Annotated in this window: 20 protein-coding genes; 6 read left to right on the forward strand and 14 right to left on the reverse strand. The window is 64.9% G+C overall.

Going from position 1 to position 20,987, the window contains the following annotated elements; translation table 11 throughout:
* Nucleotides 1-15 precede the first annotated feature (15 nt).
* Nucleotides 16-1,350, forward strand: coding sequence for an amino-acid N-acetyltransferase (gene argA / locus AC8GDA_RS06585; RefSeq protein ID WP_506555737.1), 1,335 nt, complete (start codon nt 16-18; stop codon nt 1,348-1,350).
* A 42-nt stretch (nt 1,351-1,392) separates the two neighbouring features.
* On the opposite strand, the gene AC8GDA_RS06590 is transcribed toward argA, so the two are convergent.
* From AC8GDA_RS06590 to AC8GDA_RS06625, 8 genes are read right to left on the reverse strand one after another with little or no spacing between them, the layout of a single operon-like run.
* A complete protein-coding gene (locus tag AC8GDA_RS06590; RefSeq protein WP_506555738.1) occupies nt 1,393-2,139 on the reverse strand; it encodes a hypothetical protein in 747 nt (248 codons plus the stop codon).
* Nucleotides 2,129-2,911 carry a hypothetical protein gene (locus tag AC8GDA_RS06595; RefSeq protein ID WP_506555739.1) on the reverse strand — a complete coding sequence of 261 codons (783 nt, stop codon included), beginning with the start codon at nt 2,909-2,911 and terminating at the stop codon, nt 2,129-2,131. Before AC8GDA_RS06595 ends, AC8GDA_RS06590 begins: the two co-directional genes overlap by 11 nt.
* Nucleotide 2,912: 1 nt before the next feature.
* Nucleotides 2,913-3,248, reverse strand: coding sequence for a hypothetical protein (locus AC8GDA_RS06600; RefSeq protein WP_506555740.1), 336 nt, complete (start codon nt 3,246-3,248; stop codon nt 2,913-2,915).
* Nucleotides 3,233-3,940 carry a DNA polymerase III subunit epsilon gene (gene dnaQ / locus AC8GDA_RS06605; protein ID WP_506555741.1) on the reverse strand — a complete coding sequence of 236 codons (708 nt, stop codon included), beginning with the start codon at nt 3,938-3,940 and terminating at the stop codon, nt 3,233-3,235. The genes AC8GDA_RS06600 and dnaQ overlap by 16 nt, the downstream gene beginning before the upstream one ends.
* Nucleotides 3,901-6,987 (reverse strand): efflux RND transporter permease subunit, encoded by a 3,087-nt coding sequence (locus AC8GDA_RS06610; RefSeq protein WP_506555742.1) that lies wholly within the window; start codon nt 6,985-6,987, stop codon nt 3,901-3,903. Before AC8GDA_RS06610 ends, dnaQ begins: the two co-directional genes overlap by 40 nt.
* Nucleotides 6,984-8,147 carry an efflux RND transporter periplasmic adaptor subunit gene (locus tag AC8GDA_RS06615; RefSeq protein WP_506555743.1) on the reverse strand — a complete coding sequence of 388 codons (1,164 nt, stop codon included), beginning with the start codon at nt 8,145-8,147 and terminating at the stop codon, nt 6,984-6,986. Before AC8GDA_RS06615 ends, AC8GDA_RS06610 begins: the two co-directional genes overlap by 4 nt.
* Before the next feature lie 11 nt (nt 8,148-8,158).
* The gene (gene rnhA / locus AC8GDA_RS06620) at nt 8,159-8,611 is read right to left on the reverse strand and encodes a ribonuclease HI (protein ID WP_506555744.1); all 453 of its coding nucleotides are present in this window, start codon (nt 8,609-8,611) and stop codon (nt 8,159-8,161) included.
* 13 nt (nt 8,612-8,624) lie between these two features.
* The gene (locus AC8GDA_RS06625) at nt 8,625-9,356 is read right to left on the reverse strand and encodes a methyltransferase domain-containing protein (RefSeq protein ID WP_506555745.1); all 732 of its coding nucleotides are present in this window, start codon (nt 9,354-9,356) and stop codon (nt 8,625-8,627) included.
* 34 nt (nt 9,357-9,390) lie between these two features.
* Here AC8GDA_RS06625 and gloB point away from each other — a divergent pair, with 34 nt between their 5' ends.
* Nucleotides 9,391-10,137, forward strand: a complete 747-nt coding sequence (gene gloB, locus AC8GDA_RS06630; RefSeq protein ID WP_506555746.1) for a hydroxyacylglutathione hydrolase — start codon at nt 9,391-9,393, stop codon at nt 10,135-10,137.
* A complete protein-coding gene (locus AC8GDA_RS06635; RefSeq protein WP_506555747.1) occupies nt 10,127-11,590 on the forward strand; it encodes a transglycosylase SLT domain-containing protein in 1,464 nt (487 codons plus the stop codon). Before gloB ends, AC8GDA_RS06635 begins: the two co-directional genes overlap by 11 nt.
* Here AC8GDA_RS06635 and AC8GDA_RS06640 read toward each other — a convergent pair.
* Genes AC8GDA_RS06640 through purN form a run of 3 tightly spaced genes read right to left on the reverse strand, consistent with a single transcriptional unit; the run spans nt 11,587 to nt 14,626 of the window.
* Nucleotides 11,587-12,648 (reverse strand): DesA family fatty acid desaturase, encoded by a 1,062-nt coding sequence (locus AC8GDA_RS06640; RefSeq protein ID WP_506555748.1) that lies wholly within the window; start codon nt 12,646-12,648, stop codon nt 11,587-11,589. The genes AC8GDA_RS06635 and AC8GDA_RS06640 overlap by 4 nt on opposite strands.
* A gap of 41 nt (nt 12,649-12,689) precedes the next feature.
* Nucleotides 12,690-14,003, reverse strand: coding sequence for an RsmB/NOP family class I SAM-dependent RNA methyltransferase (locus tag AC8GDA_RS06645; protein ID WP_506555749.1), 1,314 nt, complete (start codon nt 14,001-14,003; stop codon nt 12,690-12,692).
* Nucleotides 13,964-14,626: a phosphoribosylglycinamide formyltransferase gene (purN, locus tag AC8GDA_RS06650; protein WP_506557213.1), complete on the reverse strand. Its 663-nt coding sequence runs from the start codon at nt 14,624-14,626 to the stop codon at nt 13,964-13,966. Before purN ends, AC8GDA_RS06645 begins: the two co-directional genes overlap by 40 nt.
* 69 nt (nt 14,627-14,695) lie before the next feature.
* Here purN and AC8GDA_RS06655 point away from each other — a divergent pair, with 69 nt between their 5' ends.
* The 3 genes from AC8GDA_RS06655 to lspA are packed head-to-tail and all read left to right on the forward strand — an operon-like array spanning nt 14,696 to nt 18,993.
* A complete protein-coding gene (locus AC8GDA_RS06655) occupies nt 14,696-15,622 on the forward strand; it encodes a bifunctional riboflavin kinase/FAD synthetase (RefSeq protein ID WP_506555750.1) in 927 nt (308 codons plus the stop codon).
* A 4-nt stretch (nt 15,623-15,626) separates the two neighbouring features.
* Nucleotides 15,627-18,491 carry an isoleucine--tRNA ligase gene (ileS, locus tag AC8GDA_RS06660; RefSeq protein WP_506555751.1) on the forward strand — a complete coding sequence of 955 codons (2,865 nt, stop codon included), beginning with the start codon at nt 15,627-15,629 and terminating at the stop codon, nt 18,489-18,491.
* A complete protein-coding gene (gene lspA / locus AC8GDA_RS06665; RefSeq protein WP_506555752.1) occupies nt 18,481-18,993 on the forward strand; it encodes a signal peptidase II in 513 nt (170 codons plus the stop codon). The genes ileS and lspA overlap by 11 nt, the downstream gene beginning before the upstream one ends.
* Here the strand turns inward: lspA and dut are convergent.
* From dut to AC8GDA_RS06680, 3 genes are read right to left on the reverse strand one after another with little or no spacing between them, the layout of a single operon-like run.
* Nucleotides 18,990-19,439 carry a dUTP diphosphatase gene (dut, locus tag AC8GDA_RS06670; RefSeq protein WP_506555753.1) on the reverse strand — a complete coding sequence of 150 codons (450 nt, stop codon included), beginning with the start codon at nt 19,437-19,439 and terminating at the stop codon, nt 18,990-18,992. The two genes, lspA and dut, sit on opposite strands and share 4 nt — an antisense overlap.
* Nucleotides 19,436-20,701 carry a bifunctional phosphopantothenoylcysteine decarboxylase/phosphopantothenate--cysteine ligase CoaBC gene (gene coaBC / locus AC8GDA_RS06675; protein WP_506555754.1) on the reverse strand — a complete coding sequence of 422 codons (1,266 nt, stop codon included), beginning with the start codon at nt 20,699-20,701 and terminating at the stop codon, nt 19,436-19,438. The genes dut and coaBC overlap by 4 nt, the downstream gene beginning before the upstream one ends.
* Complete coding sequence (locus tag AC8GDA_RS06680) at nt 20,691-20,987, reverse strand: DUF1330 domain-containing protein (protein WP_506555755.1); 297 nt, start codon at nt 20,985-20,987, stop codon at nt 20,691-20,693. The genes coaBC and AC8GDA_RS06680 overlap by 11 nt, the downstream gene beginning before the upstream one ends.

The raw sequence follows: 20,987 nt of genomic DNA on the forward strand, positions 1-20,987 counted from the left end.
AATTATAATCGCGCGATGCAGACCGAACCGATCACACAGCCCGACATCGGGCCCGACTTCGTGGGCTGGCTTCGGTCGGTCGCGCCCTACATCCACGCCTTTCGCAACAAGACCTTCGTGGTGGCCTTCCCCGGCGAGCTGGTGATCGACAACCAGCTCGAGACACTCGTCCACGATCTCTCCTTGCTGCAGGCCATGGGCATGCGCATTGTGCTGGCCTACGGCTCGCGGCCGCAGGTGCAGGAACAGCTGCGGCTGCGCCAGATTGAAGACCGCTACAGCCATGGCATGCGGATCACCGACCGCGCGGCCCTGGAGTGCGCCAAGGAGGCCGCCGGCGAGCTGCGACTCGACATCGAGGCCGCCTTCTCAGCCGGCCTGCCCAACACGCCCATGGGCAACTCACGCATCCGGATCATCAGTGGCAACTTCGTCACGGCCCGGCCCGTGGGCATTGTCGATGGCGTGGACTTCGAGCACACCGGCCTGGTGCGCAAGGTGGAGACCGACTCCATTCGGCAGGCCCTGCTCGGCGGCTCGATCGTGCTCGTGCCCCCACTGGGCTTCTCGCCCACCGGCGAGGCCTTCAACCTCAGCCTGGAAGACGTGGCCACCAGCCTGGCCATAGCCCTGGATGCCGACAAGCTCATCTTCCTGTGCTCCGAGGATGGCCTGCCCAAGCTGGAGAACCGGGCCTTGGCCGAAGTCTCTGAGGACGAGGCCGAGCGTCTGCTCGCCCAGGGCTCGCTCTCGGAGGAGGCGGGCTTCACGCTGGGCCATGCCCTTCGTGCCTGCCGCGGTGGTGTGGCCCGAGCCCACCTCGTGCCCTACGCCATGGACGGCGCCCTGCTGCTCGAGCTCTTCACCCACGATGGGGTGGGCATGATGCTCGTGGAAGAAACCCTGGAGGCCCTTCGGCCTGCATCGGTCGACGATGTGGCGGCCATTGTCTCGCTGCTCGAGCCCTTGGAGGCCGATGGCACCCTGGTGCCCCGGGGCCGGGCCACCATTGAACGCGACATCGACAAGTTCACGGTCATCGAACACGACGGCGTGATCTTCGGCTGCGCCGCGCTCTATGTCTTTGAGGACACCCCACTGGGTGAGCTGGCCTGCCTGATGGTGCGCTCGGAGACCCGGGAGCAGGGCGACGGCGAGCGGCTCTTAAAGAGCGTTGAGTCCCAGGCGCGGGCGGCTGGCCTCTCGGGCATCTTTGTGCTCACCACACGCACCACCCACTGGTTCATGAAGCGTGGCTTCAAGGTGGCCTCGGTCGATGCCCTGCCCACTTCACGGCAGGCGCACTACAACTGGGATCGGAAATCCCAGATTCTCATCAAGACGCTTTAAGGCTGAGAGGCCCCGAGAAGGGCAAGCCGCCCGACGCGAGGTCTAGTCGGCCCGCCTGGCCAGCAGCGGCAGGCAGCGGCCATCTTGAAGCCAGGCCATGCCCAGAAGGCTTGTGTGCCCCGGAACACGCTGATCCAGCCAGGCCACGGCGGCCTGTGCATGGTCAGGGGCTGGAGGAGCCAGGCTGCAGGCCTCACCCTGAACAACCACCATGGCCCACTCGGGCAGTCGCGGCAGGCTCACACTCACCATCTCGGAGGTGGATGGACCCACCAGGCCCGTCTCGCCCACCGGCGCGGCCGCACGCACCAAAGCCAACAGGTCTTCGCTCGAATCGACGGGCTCCTGGCCGCGCGGGGTGAGGTAGAGAAAGCGCTGCGGATCGGACTCCACCGCACAGACATGGCCAGCCGGCAGCCGCGTGAGCAGCACACCCATGCGTGGGGAGACCCGAATGCCTGGGGCTGCATCGTGCAGCTTGGGCACCAAGACCGACCGCTGTCGCAAGAGACGGCGCAGCAGCACGGACGCGCTCTCGGCGAGGTCCGGGGAGGCCGCAGACCCCATGTTGGAGGCCATGAGGGCCAAGAGCCGGGCCGCATCGAGGGCCTCGGTGGGCCTGCGAACGGGCCGCACCAACGGGGCTGCAGGCGCTGCGGGTGGATCGATGGGGGCCAAGGCACGGCCTGAGAGCTGGGCCGCCGTGAGGTCGTCTCGCTCGGCCCGCAGGCTGTCGAGGCCCGCAAGCAGGCTGTCGAGTGCCTCCGTGACCGACGGGTTAATGGACATGGCGGCGCAGGCCCACCAGCCCCGCGATCAGCGCGTGCTGCTGGCCTCGAAGCTTGGTGAGCGCCTGCTCCGCCTGGTCGAGCGAGGCCCGGGCCTTTTGCATGTCATCGTCTCGGTGCGGGCCATCGGGGTCGAGGCTCAAGTTCAGCAGGCCGTGACGGGCCACGGCAAGCGCGGACAAAGCGCCTTCGAGCTGATGCTCTGCGCTGTAGAGCTGAGATTCCACGGCATCGAGAGAGGGGTTGGACTCGGCGGCGGCCGCTGGGCTGGGTGTGTCTGACGGGGGGTCGATGAGCACGGGCGCCACCAGGGTGTTGTCGGTGGGAAGGCTCGGCGTCTCGCGCAGGAGGCCTTCAGGCTCCACGAGCATGGCTGCGGAGGCTGCCAACTGCCGGCGAATGGACAGGCCAAGCACGGCGAGGTCGATGAGCGCGAGCAGCCACAACAGGAGGCCTGCGGGCACCCAGATCACCCAGCCGGGCAGGCCGGTGGTCATCCAGTCATTCACGATGCGCATGCCGCGCACCGAGCCCTGGGCATGGCCCTCGAAGAAACCGCCCAGCCAGGCCCAGACCGATGCGTGCAGGCCGACGGGCGCGCCTTCAGCCGGCACTGCAACCGGTGCCGCCGGCGGCAGCCAGAACCATTGCATGGCATTCATGAGCCAGGCGGACAACAAACAGACCAACCCCAAGAACAAGAGCGTGTGCGCACGTCGGGCCCTGCCGCGCAGGGCCTCCACCAGGGTGAGGTCCATCCAAGAATGTCGCATGCTAGTCATCCTGGCTCCAGTCTAGACGATCCGCAAAGAGGGCCTCTCGAAGGTCGCCATTGGGCCGCATCACCACCACCCAGGCGGGTGGCGGGCCCGACGGGGCTGCGGGCGGGGACGGCTCAGGGGCGCTGGCCGCTTGCGCGATGTGCTCTGAGGTGCCCAGCCCAGCAGCACTGCGCTCTGGCTCCCGTACAAAGACCGGGTAGCCTGCGGCCGTACCAAGCCAGCCAGGCCCACTGGGCATGAGCGACAGCCCCTCGAACGCCACCACGCGCAGCACCTGGTCGCCCGGAATCTCGTGGGACTGACCCCGGCGAGTTAATCGGAGGCGCATGCTTTTCTCCAGACGGGCGTGCCCCCGCAGACCCGGGCGATGTCATCGAGCACAGCCTCGTGGGCTGCCCACTCCTCGGCGGTGGGCTCAATCACCCGCAGGTCGAGGGTGGAGAGGTCGAGCCGACCACCCGAACCATGTTCGTCGTCATAGTGCTGCTGGATGTCGAGGGTCTCCTGGCCACGGGTCATGGCCAGCCAGACCTCGGCCAACAATTCGGCATCGAGCAGGGCCCCGTGCTTGAGCCGGTGGGCATTCGAGACACCGTATCGGGTGCAGAGTGCATCGAGCGAGTTGCGCTGACCCGGATGCAGTTCTCGGGCCATGGCCAAGGTGTCGGTCACGCCATCGACCACGGTGGTAAGGCTGGGCTGGCCCAGCCGCTCAAACTCCGCATCGAGAAAACCCAGGTCGAAGGGGGCGTTGTGAATGAGCAGGTGTGCGCCGCGCGCAAACTCGAGGAAGTCTTGCAGCACATCCGCAAAGCGGGGCTCGGCTTGAAGGTCGGCCCAGGTGAAGCCATGGACCTCGGTGGCACCGGCCTCGATCTCGCGCTCGGGATTGATGAGCCGGTGGAACTGCCGGCCAGACGCACGCCGGTTGGTGAGCTCGACACAGCCGAGCTCAATGATGCGGTTGCCCTCCTCGACCCTTAGGCCTGTGGTTTCGGTGTCGAGGACGACGTAACGCATGATGCAACCCAGGCATAAATGGTGGGCAGAACAAAGAGGGTGAGTAGCGTGCCAATGCTCATGCCCCCAACAATAACCCAGCCGATCTCTCGGCGGCTCTCGGCCCCGGGGCCGGTGGCCAGCGCCAAGGGCAAGGCGCCAAAGACCGTGGAGACGGTGGTCATCATGATGGGGCGAAAGCGCAGGGCTGTGGCCTCGAGCGTGGCCTCAACCACACTGCGGCCCTGGTCACGCAACTGATTGGCAAACTCCACAATGAGGATGCCGTTCTTGGTGATCAGTCCAATGAGGGCCACGAGCCCGATCTGTGAGTAGACATTGAGCGAGCCTTGGGTGAGGTAGATGGTGCCAAGGGCGCCGGCAAGCGCCAAGGGCACCGTCACCAGAATGACCCACGGGAACACGAAGCTCTCGAACTGGGCCGAGAGCACCAGGTAAATGAACAGCAAGGCCAGGATGAAGACAAACAAAATGGTGGCCTGCGAGTCTCGGAACTCCCGCGACAGGCCGTTGTAGTCGAGCTGATAGTCGGAGGGCAGCATGGCGCGCGCCGTGGTCTCCACCGCCTCGAGGCCCTCGGCCAGGGTGGCTCCGGGTGCCAGGTTGGCCGAGATCGACACCGCCCGCTGCTGCAAGAAGTGATTGAGCTCCCGCGGCGCCACGGTCTCTCGAATCTGAATGAGGCTGGAGAGCGAGACCATCTGGCCATCTCGGCCCCTAACGAGCAGCCCCTTGATGTCCTCTGGCGTGTTTCGGCCTTCGGCCTCCAACTGCACAATCACGTCGTACTGTTCATTGCCTCGCTTAAAGCGCGTGACCTGTCGACCACCCAACAAGGATTCCAGGGTGCGGCCGATGGCCTCCACCGACACGCCCAGGTCGGCCGCGCGCTCACGGTCGATGTCGATGCGAAGCTCTGGCTTGGTGATCTGCAGGTCGGTGTCCACGCCCTGCAGCTTCGGGCTCTTGAGCAGCTCCAGCCGAAGCTGCTCCGTGACCGCAGCAAGTTCCTGCATGGGTGCCGACGACAGCACCACGACCTCAATGGGGCGCGATCGCACGCTCTGGCCCAACGAGGGCGGATTCACCACAAAGGCATTGATACCAGGAATGGCCAACACCTGCGGCTGCACCTGGGCTGCAATCTCTTGGGTGCTGCGGGAGCGGTCTTCCCATGGCACCGGCCGCAGAAAGGCAATGCCTTTGTCCACCGTGGGGCTGCCCGCAATCACCAGGTACTTCTCGACCTCGGGCACCTTGGCGAAGATGTCTTCCAGGCGCAGCGCATAGCGGGCGGTGTAGTCGATGGAGCTGCCCTGGGGTGCGCTGATCACCGCGACCAGAAAGCCGCGGTCTTCCACCGGCGTGAGCTCCTTCTTCACCAGATTGAAGAAGAGCACCCCAATGGCTGCGACACCCAGACCAACGCCCGCCACCAGCGCGCGGCGACTCAGCAGGCCCGTGAGCAGGCTGGCATAGCGACTGGCCATCTGATCGAAGCGTTGATCAAAGGCATTAGAGAACCGTGCCCAGCGGCCCAGCGGCGTGCCCTCGGGCGGCCTGGGCTGATGGCGAAGCAGCCGCGAGCACATCATGGGTGAGAGCGTGAGGGCCACAAAACCCGAGACCAGCACGGCCGCCGCCAGCGTGAGGGCAAACTCGGTAAAGAGCCGTCCCGTGCGGCCTGCAGAGAAGGCCATGGGCGCAAAGACCGCGGCCAGGGTGAGGGTCATGGCCACCACGGCAAAGCTGATTTCCTTCATGCCCTGGAAGGCGGCCGCAATCGGCTTCATGCCATCTTCGATGTGCCGGGAGATGTTCTCGAGCACCACAATGGCATCGTCGACCACGATGCCGATCGACAAGACCATGGCCAGGAGCGTGAGCGTGTTCACCGAGAAGCCCAGGGCATACATGATGCCGAAGCTGGTAATGAGGCTCACAGGAATGGTGACAATCGGGATGATGGCCGCCCGGAAGCTCTTGAGAAACACGAAGACCACCAGGCCCACAAGCAGCACGGCCTCGGCAATGGTCGTCACCACGGCACGAATGGAGCGGTCGATGAAGACCGAGTAGTCGTTGGCCACCTCGAGGTCGACACTGGCGGGCAGGTCGGCCAGCACACTGGGCAAGGCCTCTTGAACCGCAGATGACAGCGTGAGCGGATTGGCCGTGGCCTGCTTGATCACACCCATGGCCACGGTGGTGCGGCCCTTGAAGCGGGCCACCCGTTTCAAGTCCTCGGGCGCAATCTCGACCCGAGCGACATCTCGCAGTCGCACCAGGGCCGATGAGCCACGCGGGGCCTTGAGCACGATCGACTCAAACTCTTCGGGAGTTTGGAGATCGGTGGGGGCCAGCACCGAGAGCTCCCGGCCCGGCGTTTCAATGGCGCCCGAGGGCACCTCGATGTTCTGACGCCGAAGGGCCTCTTCCAGGTCTTGAATCACCAGGCCACGGGCCGCCATGCGTTGGGCATCCACCCAGATGCGCATGGCGTATCGGCGGTCTCCAAAGATTCGCACATCCGAAGCGCCCGGCAGGGTCTGCAGCCGGGGCTTGACCACCCGATTGGCGAGGTCGGAGAGTTCGAGCAGCGAGAGGGTCTCACTGTTGAAGGTGAGCCAGATGATGGGCTGGGCGTCGGCCTCCACCTTGGAGATGACCGGGTCGCTGGTCTCAGTGGGCAGACGAGAGCGCACCCGCGAGACACGGTCTCGAACATCGGAGGCGGCCGAGTCTGGGTCGCGGTCGAGCGAGAAGCGAACGGTGATCTGCGAGCGCTCGGCCCTCGAAATAGAGGTGAGGATCTCCACGCCTTCAATGCCGGCGATGGAATCTTCAAGCGGCTTGGTCACCTGAGATTCGATGATCTCGGGTGAGGCTCCTCGGTAGTCTGTGCTCACGGTGACCACAGGCTCATCGATGCGCGGATACTCGCGAATCGAGAGCTTGGAGAGACTCACCAGGCCGATGAGGGTGATGATCAGCGAGAGGACTGTCGCAAAGACAGGCCGCTCAATGCAGATCTCAGAAATCCTCATGGGCTGGCGGGCGGGGATGCCTTCGCAGCGGGCGGGGGCCCCTTCGCAGCCGGCGGCGTCCCCTGTGCATTTGGTGTGGGCAGCACCTTGGCGGGCTGGCCCGGGCGTCGAATCTTGAGCTGGCCGGCAATCACCACCTGGTCGCCCTCGGCCAGGCCCGAGAGGATCTCGACCTCGGTCTCCATGCGGGTGCCCAATTGAACAGGCACCTTCTCAACCTTGCCCTCGCGAACACGCCACACAAAGAAACCACGCTGCTCACCGACGATGGCCTCTTCGGAGATGACCAGGGCCTCGGCCCGCTCCGTGAGCACCAGCCGGCCCCGCGCAAACAAGCCCGACTTCAACTTGCCCGACGGATTCGGCACCACGGCCCGCAGCTGCAAGAAACGGCCCTCGGCATCCACCCGCGCATCCAGCGCCGTGACACGGGCCACGATGGGCTCGCGGAGTTGATCGGTCTGAATGGAGACCGACTGACCCGCCTGAACCCGCCCCACATAGCGCTCGGGCACGCGGAAGTCGAAGTAGAGCCGAGAGGTGTCCTCCACCACCGCCACGACCTCGCCATCCTTCACATAGTCGCCGGGGCTGTGCTGGCGAAGGCCCACCCGACCTGCAAATGGTGCGGAAATCTGGGTGCGTTGGAGACGGGCCTCAAAGAGGTCTCGCTTGGCTGCGGCAATCTCGGAATTGGCCTTGGCCTCATCGAGGGCTCGAGAACTGATGAAATTGCGTGCGAACAAGTCTTGGGCCCTGCGGTAATTCGACAAGGCGAGCTCGGCCTCGGCCTGGGCCTGGGCGAGCTCGGCCTTCACCACGCTGTCGTCGAGCCGAATGAGCAGCATGCCGCGACTGACCTGCTGCCCGTCGCGAAAACGAATCTCGGCGATGCGGCCGGCCACCTCGGGACGAAGGTCCACCGACTCCACGGCCATGAAGGAGCCGGTGACCGAGAGCTGGTCGAGCACGGTCTTCTTAACCACAAGCGAGACCTCCACGGGCACCGGTGGCATGGCGTCCTGGCCTGCCCTGCCCGCATCACCGCCCCTGAGCCAGCCCATGCGCCAGGCCAGGAGCCCAAGCAACAAGAGCAGCACGACCGCGGCCACCACCCACCGGGGCCGGCTGCGAATGGTCTGAAGCGTGATGAGTGGCAAGTCGAGAATCCTTAAGGTCTGCTGGTGAGGGGAATGCCTTCGTTGGCGAGGCGATCCGCCTCCTCATTGCCCGGGTCGCCGGCATGTCCCTTCACCCACTTCCAGTTTACGTGATGCGATACGCAGGCCTCATCCAAAGCCTCCCAGAGTTCACGGTTCAGCACGGGCTTGCCTGCGGCTGTCTTCCAGCCCTTCTTCTTCCAGTTGTGGATCCAGGACTCAATGCCATTCTTCACGTACTGAGAGTCGGTGAAGATCGTGACCTCGCAGCCGCGCTTGAGGGCCCGCAGGCCCTCAATGACCGCGGTGAGTTCCATACGATTGTTGGTGGTCATGGGCTCACCGCCACAGAGCCGCTGGGTCTTGCCGCGGCAGACCATGAAAGCACCCCAGCCGCCGGGCCCGGGGTTCCCCTTGCAGGCACCATCGGTGTAGAGCACGACCTGATCACATGGCGCCTTCATTCGCACAACCTGTTCATGCCTGCCTGGCCACGGCCGCCGAGGTGGCCCGTCGACTCGTCCTCTTCCAGGTCGGACTCAAAACCCGCAGGCCCGTGCGGCGCTTAACCGCCGTGAGCAAATAGGTGGCACCCAGGCCGGGCCACCAGCGAGCGCCGGCCGCATCCATCCAACGCCAGCGCTGCGACCAGGCCGCCTCGTAGACCATGGGGCGATACACACCAAAGCAGCCGCCATCGATGGAGAGCCCCAGCAGGTTGCACCAGTCACGCACCCGGGCCGGCGAGAGCCACTTGCCCTCCATGGGCGGACACTGGGTGACCGCCCGGGGGCGGTGCGCGGCCCACAGGCTAAACGGGTTGAACCCGAGAATGACCAACTGGCCCTCGGGAATGAGAATGCGTTCGGCCTCGCGCAGGAGGCCATGGGGGTCTCCCACCATCTCAAGGCAGTGCACCAGCACGAGCAGGTCGGTGGAATCGGACTCGACCGGCAGTGCAGCCGGATCACAGACGAGCTGCTCGTCTTCAGACAAGGCTGCAAAGGGTGCAAGCCGGGCGCGGCAGGCCATGCGATTCTGACGAAGCGCGTCCACGCCCTCCGGGCCCATCTGGAAGGCCTGGTAGCCAAAGCGGTCCTGCAATCGGGCATCGAGCCAGGCCTGCTCGGTGTCGCGCAGGAGCGCCCCCGCAGGGGTCTCGAACCATTTTTCCCAGGCTTGGAACGGGTTGGCTGCAACTCGCGTCACAATAGAGGGCCTTGCCACACGAAAGGAGACCGGTGTGCCGATCGTTGAGATTCCAGCATTCACAGACAATATCATCTGGGGCTTACAGGACGGCGACCAGCTGGTGGTGGTCGACCCGGGCGAGGCTGCGCCCGTGCTGGCTCACCTTCAGGCCCATGGACTCAAGCTCGCGGGCATTCTCATCACGCACCACCATGCCGACCATGTCGGTGGCATTCAAGACCTCCTGGCCCGGGCGCCCCTCACGAACATCGACCTCCCCATTGTCGGGCCTGCTGCCTGTGTGCCCCACGGGGTCAACCGCACGGTGCAAGAGGGCGATGCCGTGGCCTTCGATGGCCTGGGCATTCAGCTCTCTGTCATGGAGGTGCCCGGCCACACCCAAGACCACATCGCCTACTTCGGCGCCATGGGGGCGTCTGGCCCACTGCTCTTCTGTGGCGACACCCTCTTTGCAGGTGGCTGCGGGCGGCTGCTCGGCGGCACCGCGGTCCAGTTGCACCAGTCGCTGCAGCGCTTGAAGGGCCTGCCGGCCGAAACCGCCGTGCATTGTGCCCACGAGTACACCCTGGGCAACCTGCTGTTCTCAGCCCATGTGCACCCCGAGCATGCAGCCATTCAGGCGCGCCTCTCCGAGGTTCGTGCACGACGCGACAAGGGGCAGTCCACCCTGCCCTCGCGCATGGCCATCGAGCAGGCGACCAACCCCTTCCTGTGGGCGCCCGATGCATCGGCCTTTGCATCCCTTCGCGCAGCCAAGGATGTCTTTCGTGCGGCTTAACCGCGCGCTGGCCGGCGCGCTGCTGCTGGGGTTGCTGGCGGGCTGTGCCACCGTGCCCATGTCCGAGGCCGGTTCCGCACCCGTGGTCGATGCCTCGGTTGGCGGCGGCCAAACCGCCGTCATGGCACCCATCGCCAGCGCATCTGTGCCCCCTGCCGCCAAGCCTGCGGCCACGGCGCCCGTACCCAGTCAGCCCCCCGGCAACCTCCTGGTTCGAATCCAGGCGGGCTTTCAACTGCCGGAATTGCCCGATCGGGTGCTGCAGTCCCATATTCGTCGCATCACCTCCAACCCTGAATACCTCGAGCGGGTCTTCGACCGAGGCGGCCGTTACTTGCACCACATCATGGAAGAGATCGACGCGCGCAAGATGCCCAGTGAACTGGCCTTGCTGCCCATCGTTGAGAGCGCCTTCAACCCAGAGGCCACCTCCAGGGCCAAGGCCGCGGGCCTTTGGCAGTTCATGCCCGCCACTGGCCGTGCCTTTGAGCTCTCCCAGGACTGGTGGCGAGACGAACGGCGCGACATCATTGAATCCACACGAGCAGCCCTCGAATACCTCGACAAGATCCACACCCTTCACAACGGCGACTGGTTCCTGGCACTGGCCTCTTACAACCGAGGCGAGAACGCCGTCATGCGGGCGGTGAAGGCCAACAGGGCGCGGGGCAAGCCCGCCGACTTCCTCAGCATTCAGCTTCCGCGCGAGACCAGACATTACGTGCCGGCACTTGTTGCCCTGCGCAACGTGCTGCGCGACCCCCAACGCTATGGTGTGAAGCTGCCCCATGTGGAAGACCGTCCTTACTTCACGGCCATCGAGAAGAGCCAGTCCGTGGACCTCGCCCTGGCCGCCGAGTTTGCCGAGCTTCCCCTGACGGATTTTCGGATGCTCAACCCCCAACTGCGCCGGCCGGTCATCACCGTGAGCCGCACCAACCGAATCATTCTGCCCATCGAGAAGGCCGACCTGTATCAGGCCAACCTAGATCGCCATCAGGCGGCGGGCAAGCCGCTGGTGAGCTGGGCCCCCTACACCCTCAAGAAGGGTGAGAGCCTTCGCAGCCTTGCTGACAAAAGCACCATCAGCCCAGAGGAGCTCGCGCAGGCCAATGGCCTCAAGAGCCCTCGACAGGTGCTGATGCCCGGCACCGTGCTGCTGGCCCCGATTGTCTCAAGCCAGGACGATGCGATGGTTGAGCAGGTGCTCGCCCGCTTCTCGGGGGCCAAGACGGTGGAGCGGGTCCAACTGCCCGCGAAGGTGTACCGCGTGCGCAAGAAAGACACGCTGGCGAGCATCGCCCGCCGATTTGGAATGAGCGTGGCCACACTGAAACAGCTCAACAACCTGACGGCCGAGCCCAAGGCTGGCACGCGGCTCACCATTCAGCCATCGAGAACGCAGGTGGTGGTCACCGACAGCAAGGGTGCTGTGCGGTTACAAGCGCGTTAAGCGGTGGCGCCGCCCAAGTGCAACGACCGAATGCGTCGGGCGAATTCCTGGTAGGCCGCCACGCCACTGGCCTCTGCCTGCTGACACCAGTGTGTGAGCGCTGCAACGGCCTGCTCCAGTGTGAGGCTGCGCTGAGCCCAGATGGCCTCGAAGCTCTCTTTCAGATCGGTGGACGGCCGCGAGACATCTTTGGCCACGAGCTTGGAGAGGCGGGCCAGTTGCTCATACTTGGTTGAGAGCACAGCCCGAATGGTTTCTGCGTCGATCTCCATGCGAGATGGGTCCATGCGAACGGCCGGTGGCAGGGCTCGCGGCTTGGCCAGGCCAACAAACGACAGCAGGCGAATGTAGAGCCAGCCAATGTCGAACTCGTACCACTTGGCCGACAACTTCGGCGAGGTGGCATGGGCATGGTGGTTGTTGTGCAGTTCCTCACCACCAATGAGAATGCCCCAAGGAATGATGTTGGCACTCGTGTCTGGGCTCTTGAAATTGCGATAGCCCCAGTAATGGGCCACACCGTTGATGATGCCGGCAGCAAAGAAGGGAATCCAGGCCATCTGCACGGCCCACACGGCGAGACCCACCACACCGAAGAGCAGGACATCGATCACCAAAAAGATTCCAACGCCAAGGGCACTGTGGCGCTTGTAGAGGTTGCGCTCAATCCAGTCGTCTGGGCAGCCATGGCCATAGCGACTGAGGGTGTCTTGGTCTTTGGCCGCATCACGATAGAGGTCGGCACCCTCCCACAAGACCTTGGAGAGGCCGAGCACCTGAGGACTGTGCGGGTCTTGCTCGGTCTCGCACTTGGCGTGGTGCTTGCGGTGAATGGAGGCCCACTCACCCGTGACCATGCCCGTGGTGAGCCACAGCCACAGGCGGAAGAAATGCGAGACGATGGGGTGTAGTTCCACAGCACGGTGCGCCTGGCACCGATGCAGATAAATGGTGACGCCCGCAATCGTGATGTGCGTGACGACCAGGGTGAATCCAACGATGGCGAGCCAGTTCCAACCGGTGAGGCCAAACGCCAGGAAATCGATCAGCTGTTCCAATTCAGCATCCTTTGAGATTGTTATCGCCGCATATTGTCCCACTAGACCGGCTGCTTCACCAGCATTGCCCCATAAAAACCATCGGTCTCTGTGCGGTGGGGCCAAAGCCGCATGGCGCCTCCATCGGCCAAGGCCTGCCAGTGATCTGGCAGGCTCACCCCCTGCTGCGCCAGCCGCTCCAATGAACTGACTTGGACAAATTCCGGGTGTCGGGCGAGAAAGGCCTGCACCTGGTCCTCGTTCTCTGCGCGCGAGGTGCTGCAGGTGGCGTAGACCAGCCGGCCTTGGGGGGCGCACAGCTGGGCAGCGGCCTCCAGAATCTCGGCCTGCAAGGCCACCAATTCCGCGAGCGACTCCGGGCTCTGGCGCCATTTCAGGTCGGGATTGCGGCGCAGTGTCCCCAGGCCCGTGCAGGGTGCATCCACGAGCACCAGTTCTGCCTTGCCCCGAAGGCGTTTGACCCGGTCGTCGGTGGCGCCCGTGATGGCAATCGGCCAGACATTGGACAAGCCACTGCGGGCCAGGCGCGGCTTGATGCGGGCGAGCCGTGCGACGGAACGGTCCAGGGCATAGAGCCGCCCTGTGTTGCGCATCAGGGCGCCCAAGGCCAGGGTCTTGCCGCCTGCACCAGCGCAGTAATCCACCACAAAGCTGCCACGCTTGGGCGCGGCCAATCGGGCCAGCAACTGGCTGCCCAGGTCTTGCACCTCGAAGGCGCCCGCCAGAAAGGCCGCCATCTTCTGGAGGCCAGGCTTGCCCTCCACATGAATGGCCTCCTCGAGCACCGTCGAGCTGTGGGCCGCCACGCCAAATTCTTGCAGGGCCTGCAGCACCTCGGCCGTCTTGGCCCGCTGCGTGTTGACACGAATGTCGAGTCCCGCAGGCGAGAGCATGCTGCGGCCACAGGCAAGGGCCTCCTCGGGCCCCAATTGGGCCACCCAGTCATTCCAGACCCAGTTGGGCAGGCTCAGGCGCGTGGCGGGCTGGGCCTCGGCCTCGAGCTTGTCCAAGGCGGCCAGCAGCCAGGCCCGCTCGCCCTCGGTGATCTCGGAGACCATGCGGTCCACCCCCACCGACAGGCTGGCCGCGAGCATGGCCTGCCGCCGCGCATAGGTGGTGGCCGATGGCTTGAAGCCCTCTGCTCTGAGCAGGCTGGCATGCGCACCCCAATGCCGAACCGCGGCATAGACCGACTCGGCCAAGAAGGCGCGCTCACGCGGCCCCAGAAACGGGTGTGCGCGAAAGCGGGATGAGAGTGACTGGTCCACCGGCTGCTGGAAGCCAGAGATGGCCACCAGCCATTCCGCCAGGCGGTCTAGTCGGGGCTGTGCGTGAGATTTGGGTGAACGTGCCAAGGACGGAACTCAAAGGATTCAAAACCGGGTCGGGGGGAACCAGCCACCCACCCGGCGGGTGAGAGCCGCATGAGCCCTCCCAGCACCGCGATGACCGACATGGGAAGAAGTTGGTGCTCGAGCGAGAGCACGCGGGCCGCGAGCGTGCTGGGTGTGTCGTCTTCATGCACGGGCACAACGGCCTGGGCCAGGATGGGACCATGGTCGAGCTCGGCCGTGACCGCATGCACTGTGGCCCCATGGAATCGACCACCATCGGCCAGCACCCGGGCGTGGGTGTCGAGGCCTTTGTAGGCGGGCAACAGCGAGGGGTGGATGTTGAGCAGCCGGCCAGCAAAGGCCTCGCAGAATGGGGTGGTGAGAATGCGCATGAAGCCGGCGAGCACGATGAGGTCGGGCGCATGGGCCTCGATGGCCTGGGCCAGTGCGTCATCGAAAGCCTCACGAGACGCAAAAGCCTTGTGATCGATGACCTCGGTATGAATGCCTCGAGACTGTGCCACGGCCAGGCCCTGAGCCTCGGGACGGTTGGAGATCACCGCAGCCACATCGATGGGCCAACCCCCTGCATCGAGCGCATCCAGGACGGCCACCATGTTGCTGCCGCGTCCGGAGATGAGCATGACCAATCGAGGTTTCACCAGGCGGATTGTATGCCGCGCCCTATAATCGCGGTTTTATCTGACGGCCCCATGCGGATTCTCCGAGGACTCCAACCCGCCTGCCCCTCCCAGGACCATGCGGTCACGATCGGGAGCTTCGATGGTCTGCACCATGGACACCAGGCGCTCCTGAATGCCACCCTGGCCAGTGCCCGGCAGCAGCATGTGGCCAGCGCTGTGATCACCTTCGAGCCGCACCCTCGGGCCTTCTTCACCCCAGCGGCCAAGCCGCCGCGCATTCTGCTGGCAAGAGACAAATTCCAGACACTGAAGGCCATGGGCATTGACACGGTCTGGGTGCTTCCCTTTCGCAGCGCACTCGCAAGCATGCCGGCCGAGGCCTTCATCGAAGACATTCTGGTGCGGCAACTGAGGACCCGCACGGTGGTGGTGGGCCAAGACTTTCGGTTCGGTGCCAGGCGCGGTGGCTCGGTGGCAAGTCTTCAGGCCGCAGGCCAGGCCCATGGGTTCTCGGTGCAGGTGGTCGACCCCGTTCGAGATGCCCAAGGCGAGGTGATCTCGAGCTCCATGGTTCGGCGCCACCTGCAGGCGGGCGACCTGGATGCCGCCACTAGGCTCATGGGCCGGCCCCTCACCCATTCTGGTCACGTCATTCACGGCCAGGCCCTGGGCCGCACCCTGGGCTTCCCCACCCTGAACCTGCTCCTGCCGGACCCCTTCGCCGTCAGTGGCATCTACGCGGTCTGGGTCTCAGGTCTCGGGCCCACACGGCTGCGGGGTGTGGCGAGCATTGGGCGACGGCCCACGGTGGAGGCCCACGGCCGGCCCTTGCTCGAGGTGCACCTGCTCGACTGGCAAGGCCATGCCTACGGGGCCTGCGTGTCCGTGGAACTCGCCCGATTCATTCGGCATGAACTCGCCTTCGACTCCCTCGAGGCCCTCACCGCCCAGATGCAGCTCGACCGCCAGATCGCCGACCAATCCCTGTCAACATAGCGCCATGTCCCAGACCGACCAGCCCGCAGACCAGAACCCGCACCGCGACAGCCTCAACCTTCACCCCTCGCCCATGCCCATGCGCGGCGACCTCGCCAAGCGTGAGCCCGCCTGGGTCAAGGAATGGCAGACCCAAGGCGTCTACAAACGCATTCGTGCCCTCACCCATGGCCGCCCGCTCTTCGTGCTCCACGATGGCCCGCCCTATGCCAACGGCGACATTCACATTGGCCATGCGGTGAACAAGATCTTGAAGGACATGATCATCAAGTCCAAGACGCTGGCGGGCTTCGATGCCCGCTATGTGCCGGGCTGGGATTGCCATGGCATGCCCATCGAGATTCAAATCGAGAAGCTCCACGGCAAGGGCCTTCCCACGGCCGAGGTGCAGGCCAAGTCCAGGGCCTATGCCCTCGAGCAGATTCAAAAGCAGAGACAAGACTTCATTCGGCTGGGTGTGTTGGGCGACTGGGATCGGCCCTACCAGACCATGGACTTTCGCAACGAGGCCGACGAGATTCGTGCACTCAAATCAATTGTGGAGGCCGGCTTTGTCTATCGGGGCTTGAAGCCGGTGAACTGGTGCTTCGACTGCAACTCGGCCCTGGCCGAGGCCGAGGTGGAGTATGCCGACAAGACCGACCCAGCCGTGCACGTGGCCTTCGAGGCCACCGACGACACCCGCGCACAACTGAGCACCATTTTCGGCAAAGGCCTGGAGGACCAGCGTGTGGCGGCGGTCATCTGGACGACCACCCCATGGACACTGCCCGCCAACCAGGCACTCAACCTGCATGCAGACCACGACATCGCGCTCGTCAAGGTCGATGGCCACAGCGCACAGAATCTCCTGCTCATGGCGGCCGACCGCGTGGAGGCCTGCCTGCAAGAGTGGAAGCTCACGGGCGAGGTGCTGGCCAAGGCGCCCGGAGGGAAACTCAAAGGGCTGGCCTTCCACCACCCGCTCTACAAACATCATGCGGGGTTTGATCGCACCTCGTCGGTGATTCTGGCCGACTACGTCACGCTCGACTCGGGCACCGGCATTGTTCACTCGGCGCCCGCCTATGGCGTGGAAGACTTCCAGAGTTGGTGTGGCGATGGCCGGGCCGAGGCCGATGTGCTGCACCCGGTCATGGGCAATGGCGTGTATGCCGAGGGCCTGCCCCTCTTCGGTGGGCTGCACATTTGGAAGGCGAACCCGGTGATTGTGGAGGCCTTGGCCGCGGCGGGTTCTTTGGTGCACACGGCACCCCACCCCCACAGCTACATGCACTGCTGGCGGCACAAGACACCCATCATCTACCGGGCCACCAGCCAGTGGTTCGCCGGCATGGACATCACCCCCAAAGACGGTGGGCCGAGCCTTCGTGCACGTGCCCTGGCCGGCATTGAGCAAACCCAGTTTTACCCGGCCTGGGGCCAGGCTCGCCTGTCGGCCATGATTGCCAACCGACCCGACTGGACCCTCTCACGCCAGCGGCAGTGGGGGGTGCCCATGGCCTTTCTCGTGCACCGAGAGACAGGTGCACTGCACCCGGACACGCCGGCCGTGCTTGAGCGCGTGGCCAAGGCCGTGGAGCAAGGCGGCATCGAGGCCTGGCAGACCCTCACCGTGGCCGAGTTGCTCCAAGGCCTCACCGGCCCCGCAGACCTTTACGAGAAGAACAAGGACACCCTAGATGTCTGGTTCGACTCCGGCACGACCCATGCCCATGTGCTGCGTGGCTCTCATGCCCAAGACCTTCAATTCCCGGCAGACCTCTACCTCGAGGGCAGCGACCAGCACCGGGGCTGGTTCCATTCCTCCCTGCTCACGGCCTGCATGATGGATGGCTGCCCGCCCTACAAGGCCCTGCTCACGCATGGCTTTGTGGTCGATGGCCAGGGCCGAAAGATGTCGAAGTCGATGGGCAATGTGGTGGCCCCGCAGAAGGTCTCCGAGACGCTCGGGGCTGACATCCTTCGGCTGTGGGTGGCCTCCACCGACTACTCGGGTGAGCTCTCGATCTCCGACACCATTCTCAAGCGGGTGGTGGAGTCCTACCGACGCATTCGAAACACGCTCACCTTCCTGCTCGCCAACCTGACCGACTTCGATCCTCAGACGGATGCCCTGGCCCCGGCCGACTGCCTGGAGATCGACCGCTATGCCCTGGCCCTCACGGCCAGCATGCAGGATGAAGTCATGCGCCACTACGAGGCCTATGCCTTTCATCCAGCCATGGCACGGCTCACGGCCTTCTGCTCCGAGGACCTCGGGGCCTTCTACCTCGACATCTTGAAGGACCGGCTCTACACGAGCCATGCCAAAGGACAGCCGCGCCGCTCGGCACAGACCGCCATCTGGCACATCACCGAATCGCTCATTCGGCTCTTGTCGCCGGCCTTGTCATTCACGGCGCATGAGGCCTGGCTGCTCCACCGTGGCGAATCGGCCGAGACCATCTTTGCCCAAACCGCCGCAGAGATTCCGCTTTCAGCCGATGCCGAACTGCTGCGACAGAAATGGGCGCGCATTCGCGAGGCCAGGGCCGTGGCCATGAAGGCCATTGAGAAGGCGCGTGAGGCGGGCGAGGTTGGCTCATCCCTGCAGGCGAGCCTCATTCTTCAGGCCAGCGGCGAGACGGCCCAGGCGCTTGTCTCACTGGGCGAGGACCTCCGCTTTGTGATGATCACCTCGGAGGTGCATGTGCGCGAGGTCGCCCAGGGTGAGACCGAGGCGCAGGCCAAGCCGCTGGCGCTTCCCAAGTGCGGCCGTTGCTGGCACCTTCGCGCAGACGTGGGCCAGGACCCCATCCATCCCGACCTCTGCGGCCGCTGCATCTCCAACCTGAGCGAACCCGGCGAGACCCGTCATGCGGCCTAGGTCACAGGCCAACAAGGCCCTGCCCTTTTTCATGCTGAGCCTGTTGCTCATCAGCCTGGATCAGCTCACCAAGCTCATGGTCATGCAGCTGCTCGCCCCGGGCGAGGTCTGGCCTGTCACGGGACACCTCAACCTCGTGCACGTCTACAACACGGGGGCAGCCTTTAGTTTTCTGGCAGATGCCGGTGGCTGGCAGCGCTGGTTCTTCTCAGGCCTGGCCCTGGCGGTCTCGGGGGTGCTGGGTGTGCTGGTCTGGCGGGCGCCGGAGCAGCGCCTCTTTGCCTTTGCCTCGGCCTTGGTGATTGGCGGCGCACTGGGCAACCTGATCGATCGGGTGACCATGGGTGCTGTGGTGGACTTCGTGGACCTGCATGCAGCGGGCTGGCATTGGCCGGCCTTCAACCTTGCAGACTCGGTGATTGTGCTGGGTGCTGGCCTCTTTATTCTGGATGAGCTTCGCCGCGTGAAGCAGGCAAAGCCCCCCCGCCCCGACCGCGCCTAGCCGCGCCCGGTGCTGCCGAAGCCGCCCTCGCCTCGGTCGGTCTTCTCGAAGGAATCCACCCACTCAAACTGAGCCTGCTGCACCGGCACGATCATGAGCTGGGCAATGCGATCCATGGGCTGGATCTCGAAGGGCTCGGTGCCCCGGTTCCAGAGCGAGACCATGAGCGGGCCTTGATAGTCGGAGTCGATGAGGCCCACCAGATTCCCCAGCACGATGCCGTGGCGATGGCCCAGGCCACTGCGCGGCAGGATGAGTGCGGCGTAGCCCGGATCTGCAATGAACATGGACAAGCCCGTGGACACGAGGCTCACCTCCCCGGGCGCAAGGCGCAGGGGCGCATCGATGGCCGCACGCAGGTCCAGGCCAGCAGACCCGGCGGTGGCGTATTGCGGTGCCTCTGCAGACACCCGGGGGTCCAAAGCCTTCACGGCCACCTTGATCATGTGACCTGCTCCCGCGCTCGAAGACGCTGAGCCACCTGCAACACCAGCGCGGCCGCCTGTTGTGATTTGTCTGCCAGGGGCAGTGGCAGGGCCTGTTCACCGTCGAAGAGTGTGAGGGCCGCCTGGGCCTGACCCACCACGGCTGGGCCGATGTTGCCCACGAGCAGGTCCACACCCTTGCGGGAAAACTTCTGCACAAGCTTGGGCAGCAGGGCGGTCTCGTCGCCCGTCTCTGCTGCAAAGCCAATGCAGAAGGGGCGCTGCGCCGCAGGCCGGTAGGCCACGGCAGCGAGAATGTCGGGGTTCTCTGTCCAGCGCAGACCTTCCAGGCCCGCACCGGCGTCCTTCTTGAGCTTCTCGGCAGCCACCTGGTAGGGGCGCCAGTCGGCCACGGCCGCCACGGCCCAGAAGAGGTCGGCTGGCCCTGCCTTGGCCAAGGCGGCATCCACCGCGGCCTGCATCTCGAGCGCGGTTTGAACATTCACACGTTCCACACCATCGGGGGTGGGCTGTGAGACGGGCCCGGCCACGAGTGTGACCGAGGCACCCGCCATTGCGCAGGCGCGCGCGATCTCAAAGCCCATTTGGCCAGAGGACCGATTGGTGATGAGGCGAATGGGGTCGATGGGCTCTTGGGTTGGACCCGCGGTGACCACCACCTTGCGGCCAGCCAAGAGGCCGCGCACGGGAATGCCAACGCCCGGCGACTGCCCATCAAAGACAGACTCCAGGCAGGCCACAAGGTCTAATGGTTCAAGCATGCGGCCATCGCCCACCTCACCGCAGGCCTGTTCACCCGCGGCTGGCCCCCAAATGCCCACGCCATGGGCCTTGAGGCGGGCCACATTCTCTTGCGTGGCCGGGTTGGACCACATCTGGCGGTTCATGGCGGGTGCCACCCAGAGCGGCACATCACGGGCCAGGCACAGGCTGGCGAGAAGGTCTTGGGTCTGCCCCATGGCAATGCGGGACATGAAGTCGGCCGAGGCGGGCGCCACCAAGATGCCATCGGACTCGCGACTCAGCGTGATGTGGGGCATCTGGTTCTCCACGCCACCCCAGGGGTCTTGCATGACAGGCCGGCCCGACAAGGCCGAGAAGGTGAGTGGGGAGACGAAACGGGTGGCCGCCTCGGTCATGACCACCTGCACGCTGGCCCCTCGTTCGAGCAGGCGACGCACCAGGTCGCAGCTCTTGTAGGCAGCAATGCCGCCACTGACACCGAGCACCAGGTGCCGGCCCTGGAGGCTGCTAGGCGTCATGCCCTGCAACGACCATCAGGTAGCCATTGGCGTTCTGGATGCGGCCCTGCACGATGGCCTGGTAGGCCTCGGAGTGATACCAGTCCTGGGCGGCCTGCATGCTCGGAAACTCGATGACCACATTGCGCGGGCCGAGCGGCTCGCCATCGAAGACGACGACATCGCCACCCCGAACAATGAACCGGCCCCCAAAGGGCGTGAGGGTCGGCGGCACTTGTGTGCTGTAGGCCTTGTAGCCCTCGGGGTTGTGAATCTGAAGGTGACCAATCACATAGGCCTTGCTCAT

The sequence above is a fragment of the Hahnella aquatica (SeqCode) genome (assembly GCF_965194505.1).
Taxonomy (GTDB): domain Bacteria; phylum Pseudomonadota; class Gammaproteobacteria; order Burkholderiales; family Burkholderiaceae_A; genus Hahnella; species Hahnella aquatica.

Coding starts and splice junctions, on each gene's coding strand:
- argA (WP_506555737.1), top strand. CDS start 16: ATGCAGACCGAACCGATCACACAGCCCGACATCGGGCCCGACTTCGTG.
- AC8GDA_RS06590 (WP_506555738.1), bottom strand. CDS start 2,139: ATGTCCATTAACCCGTCGGTCACGGAGGCACTCGACAGCCTGCTTGCG.
- AC8GDA_RS06595 (WP_506555739.1), bottom strand. CDS start 2,911: ATGCGACATTCTTGGATGGACCTCACCCTGGTGGAGGCCCTGCGCGGC.
- AC8GDA_RS06600 (WP_506555740.1), bottom strand. CDS start 3,248: ATGCGCCTCCGATTAACTCGCCGGGGTCAGTCCCACGAGATTCCGGGC.
- dnaQ (WP_506555741.1), bottom strand. CDS start 3,940: ATGCGTTACGTCGTCCTCGACACCGAAACCACAGGCCTAAGGGTCGAG.
- AC8GDA_RS06610 (WP_506555742.1), bottom strand. CDS start 6,987: ATGAGGATTTCTGAGATCTGCATTGAGCGGCCTGTCTTTGCGACAGTC.
- rnhA (WP_506555744.1), bottom strand. CDS start 8,611: ATGAAGGCGCCATGTGATCAGGTCGTGCTCTACACCGATGGTGCCTGC.
- purN (WP_506557213.1), bottom strand. CDS start 14,626: ATGCTCATCTCCGGACGCGGCAGCAACATGGTGGCCGTCCTGGATGCG.
- AC8GDA_RS06655 (WP_506555750.1), top strand. CDS start 14,696: ATGCGGATTCTCCGAGGACTCCAACCCGCCTGCCCCTCCCAGGACCAT.
- ileS (WP_506555751.1), top strand. CDS start 15,627: ATGTCCCAGACCGACCAGCCCGCAGACCAGAACCCGCACCGCGACAGC.
- lspA (WP_506555752.1), top strand. CDS start 18,481: ATGCGGCCTAGGTCACAGGCCAACAAGGCCCTGCCCTTTTTCATGCTG.
- dut (WP_506555753.1), bottom strand. CDS start 19,439: ATGATCAAGGTGGCCGTGAAGGCTTTGGACCCCCGGGTGTCTGCAGAG.
- coaBC (WP_506555754.1), bottom strand. CDS start 20,701: ATGACGCCTAGCAGCCTCCAGGGCCGGCACCTGGTGCTCGGTGTCAGT.
- AC8GDA_RS06680 (WP_506555755.1), bottom strand. CDS start 20,987: ATGAGCAAGGCCTATGTGATTGGTCACCTTCAGATTCACAACCCCGAG.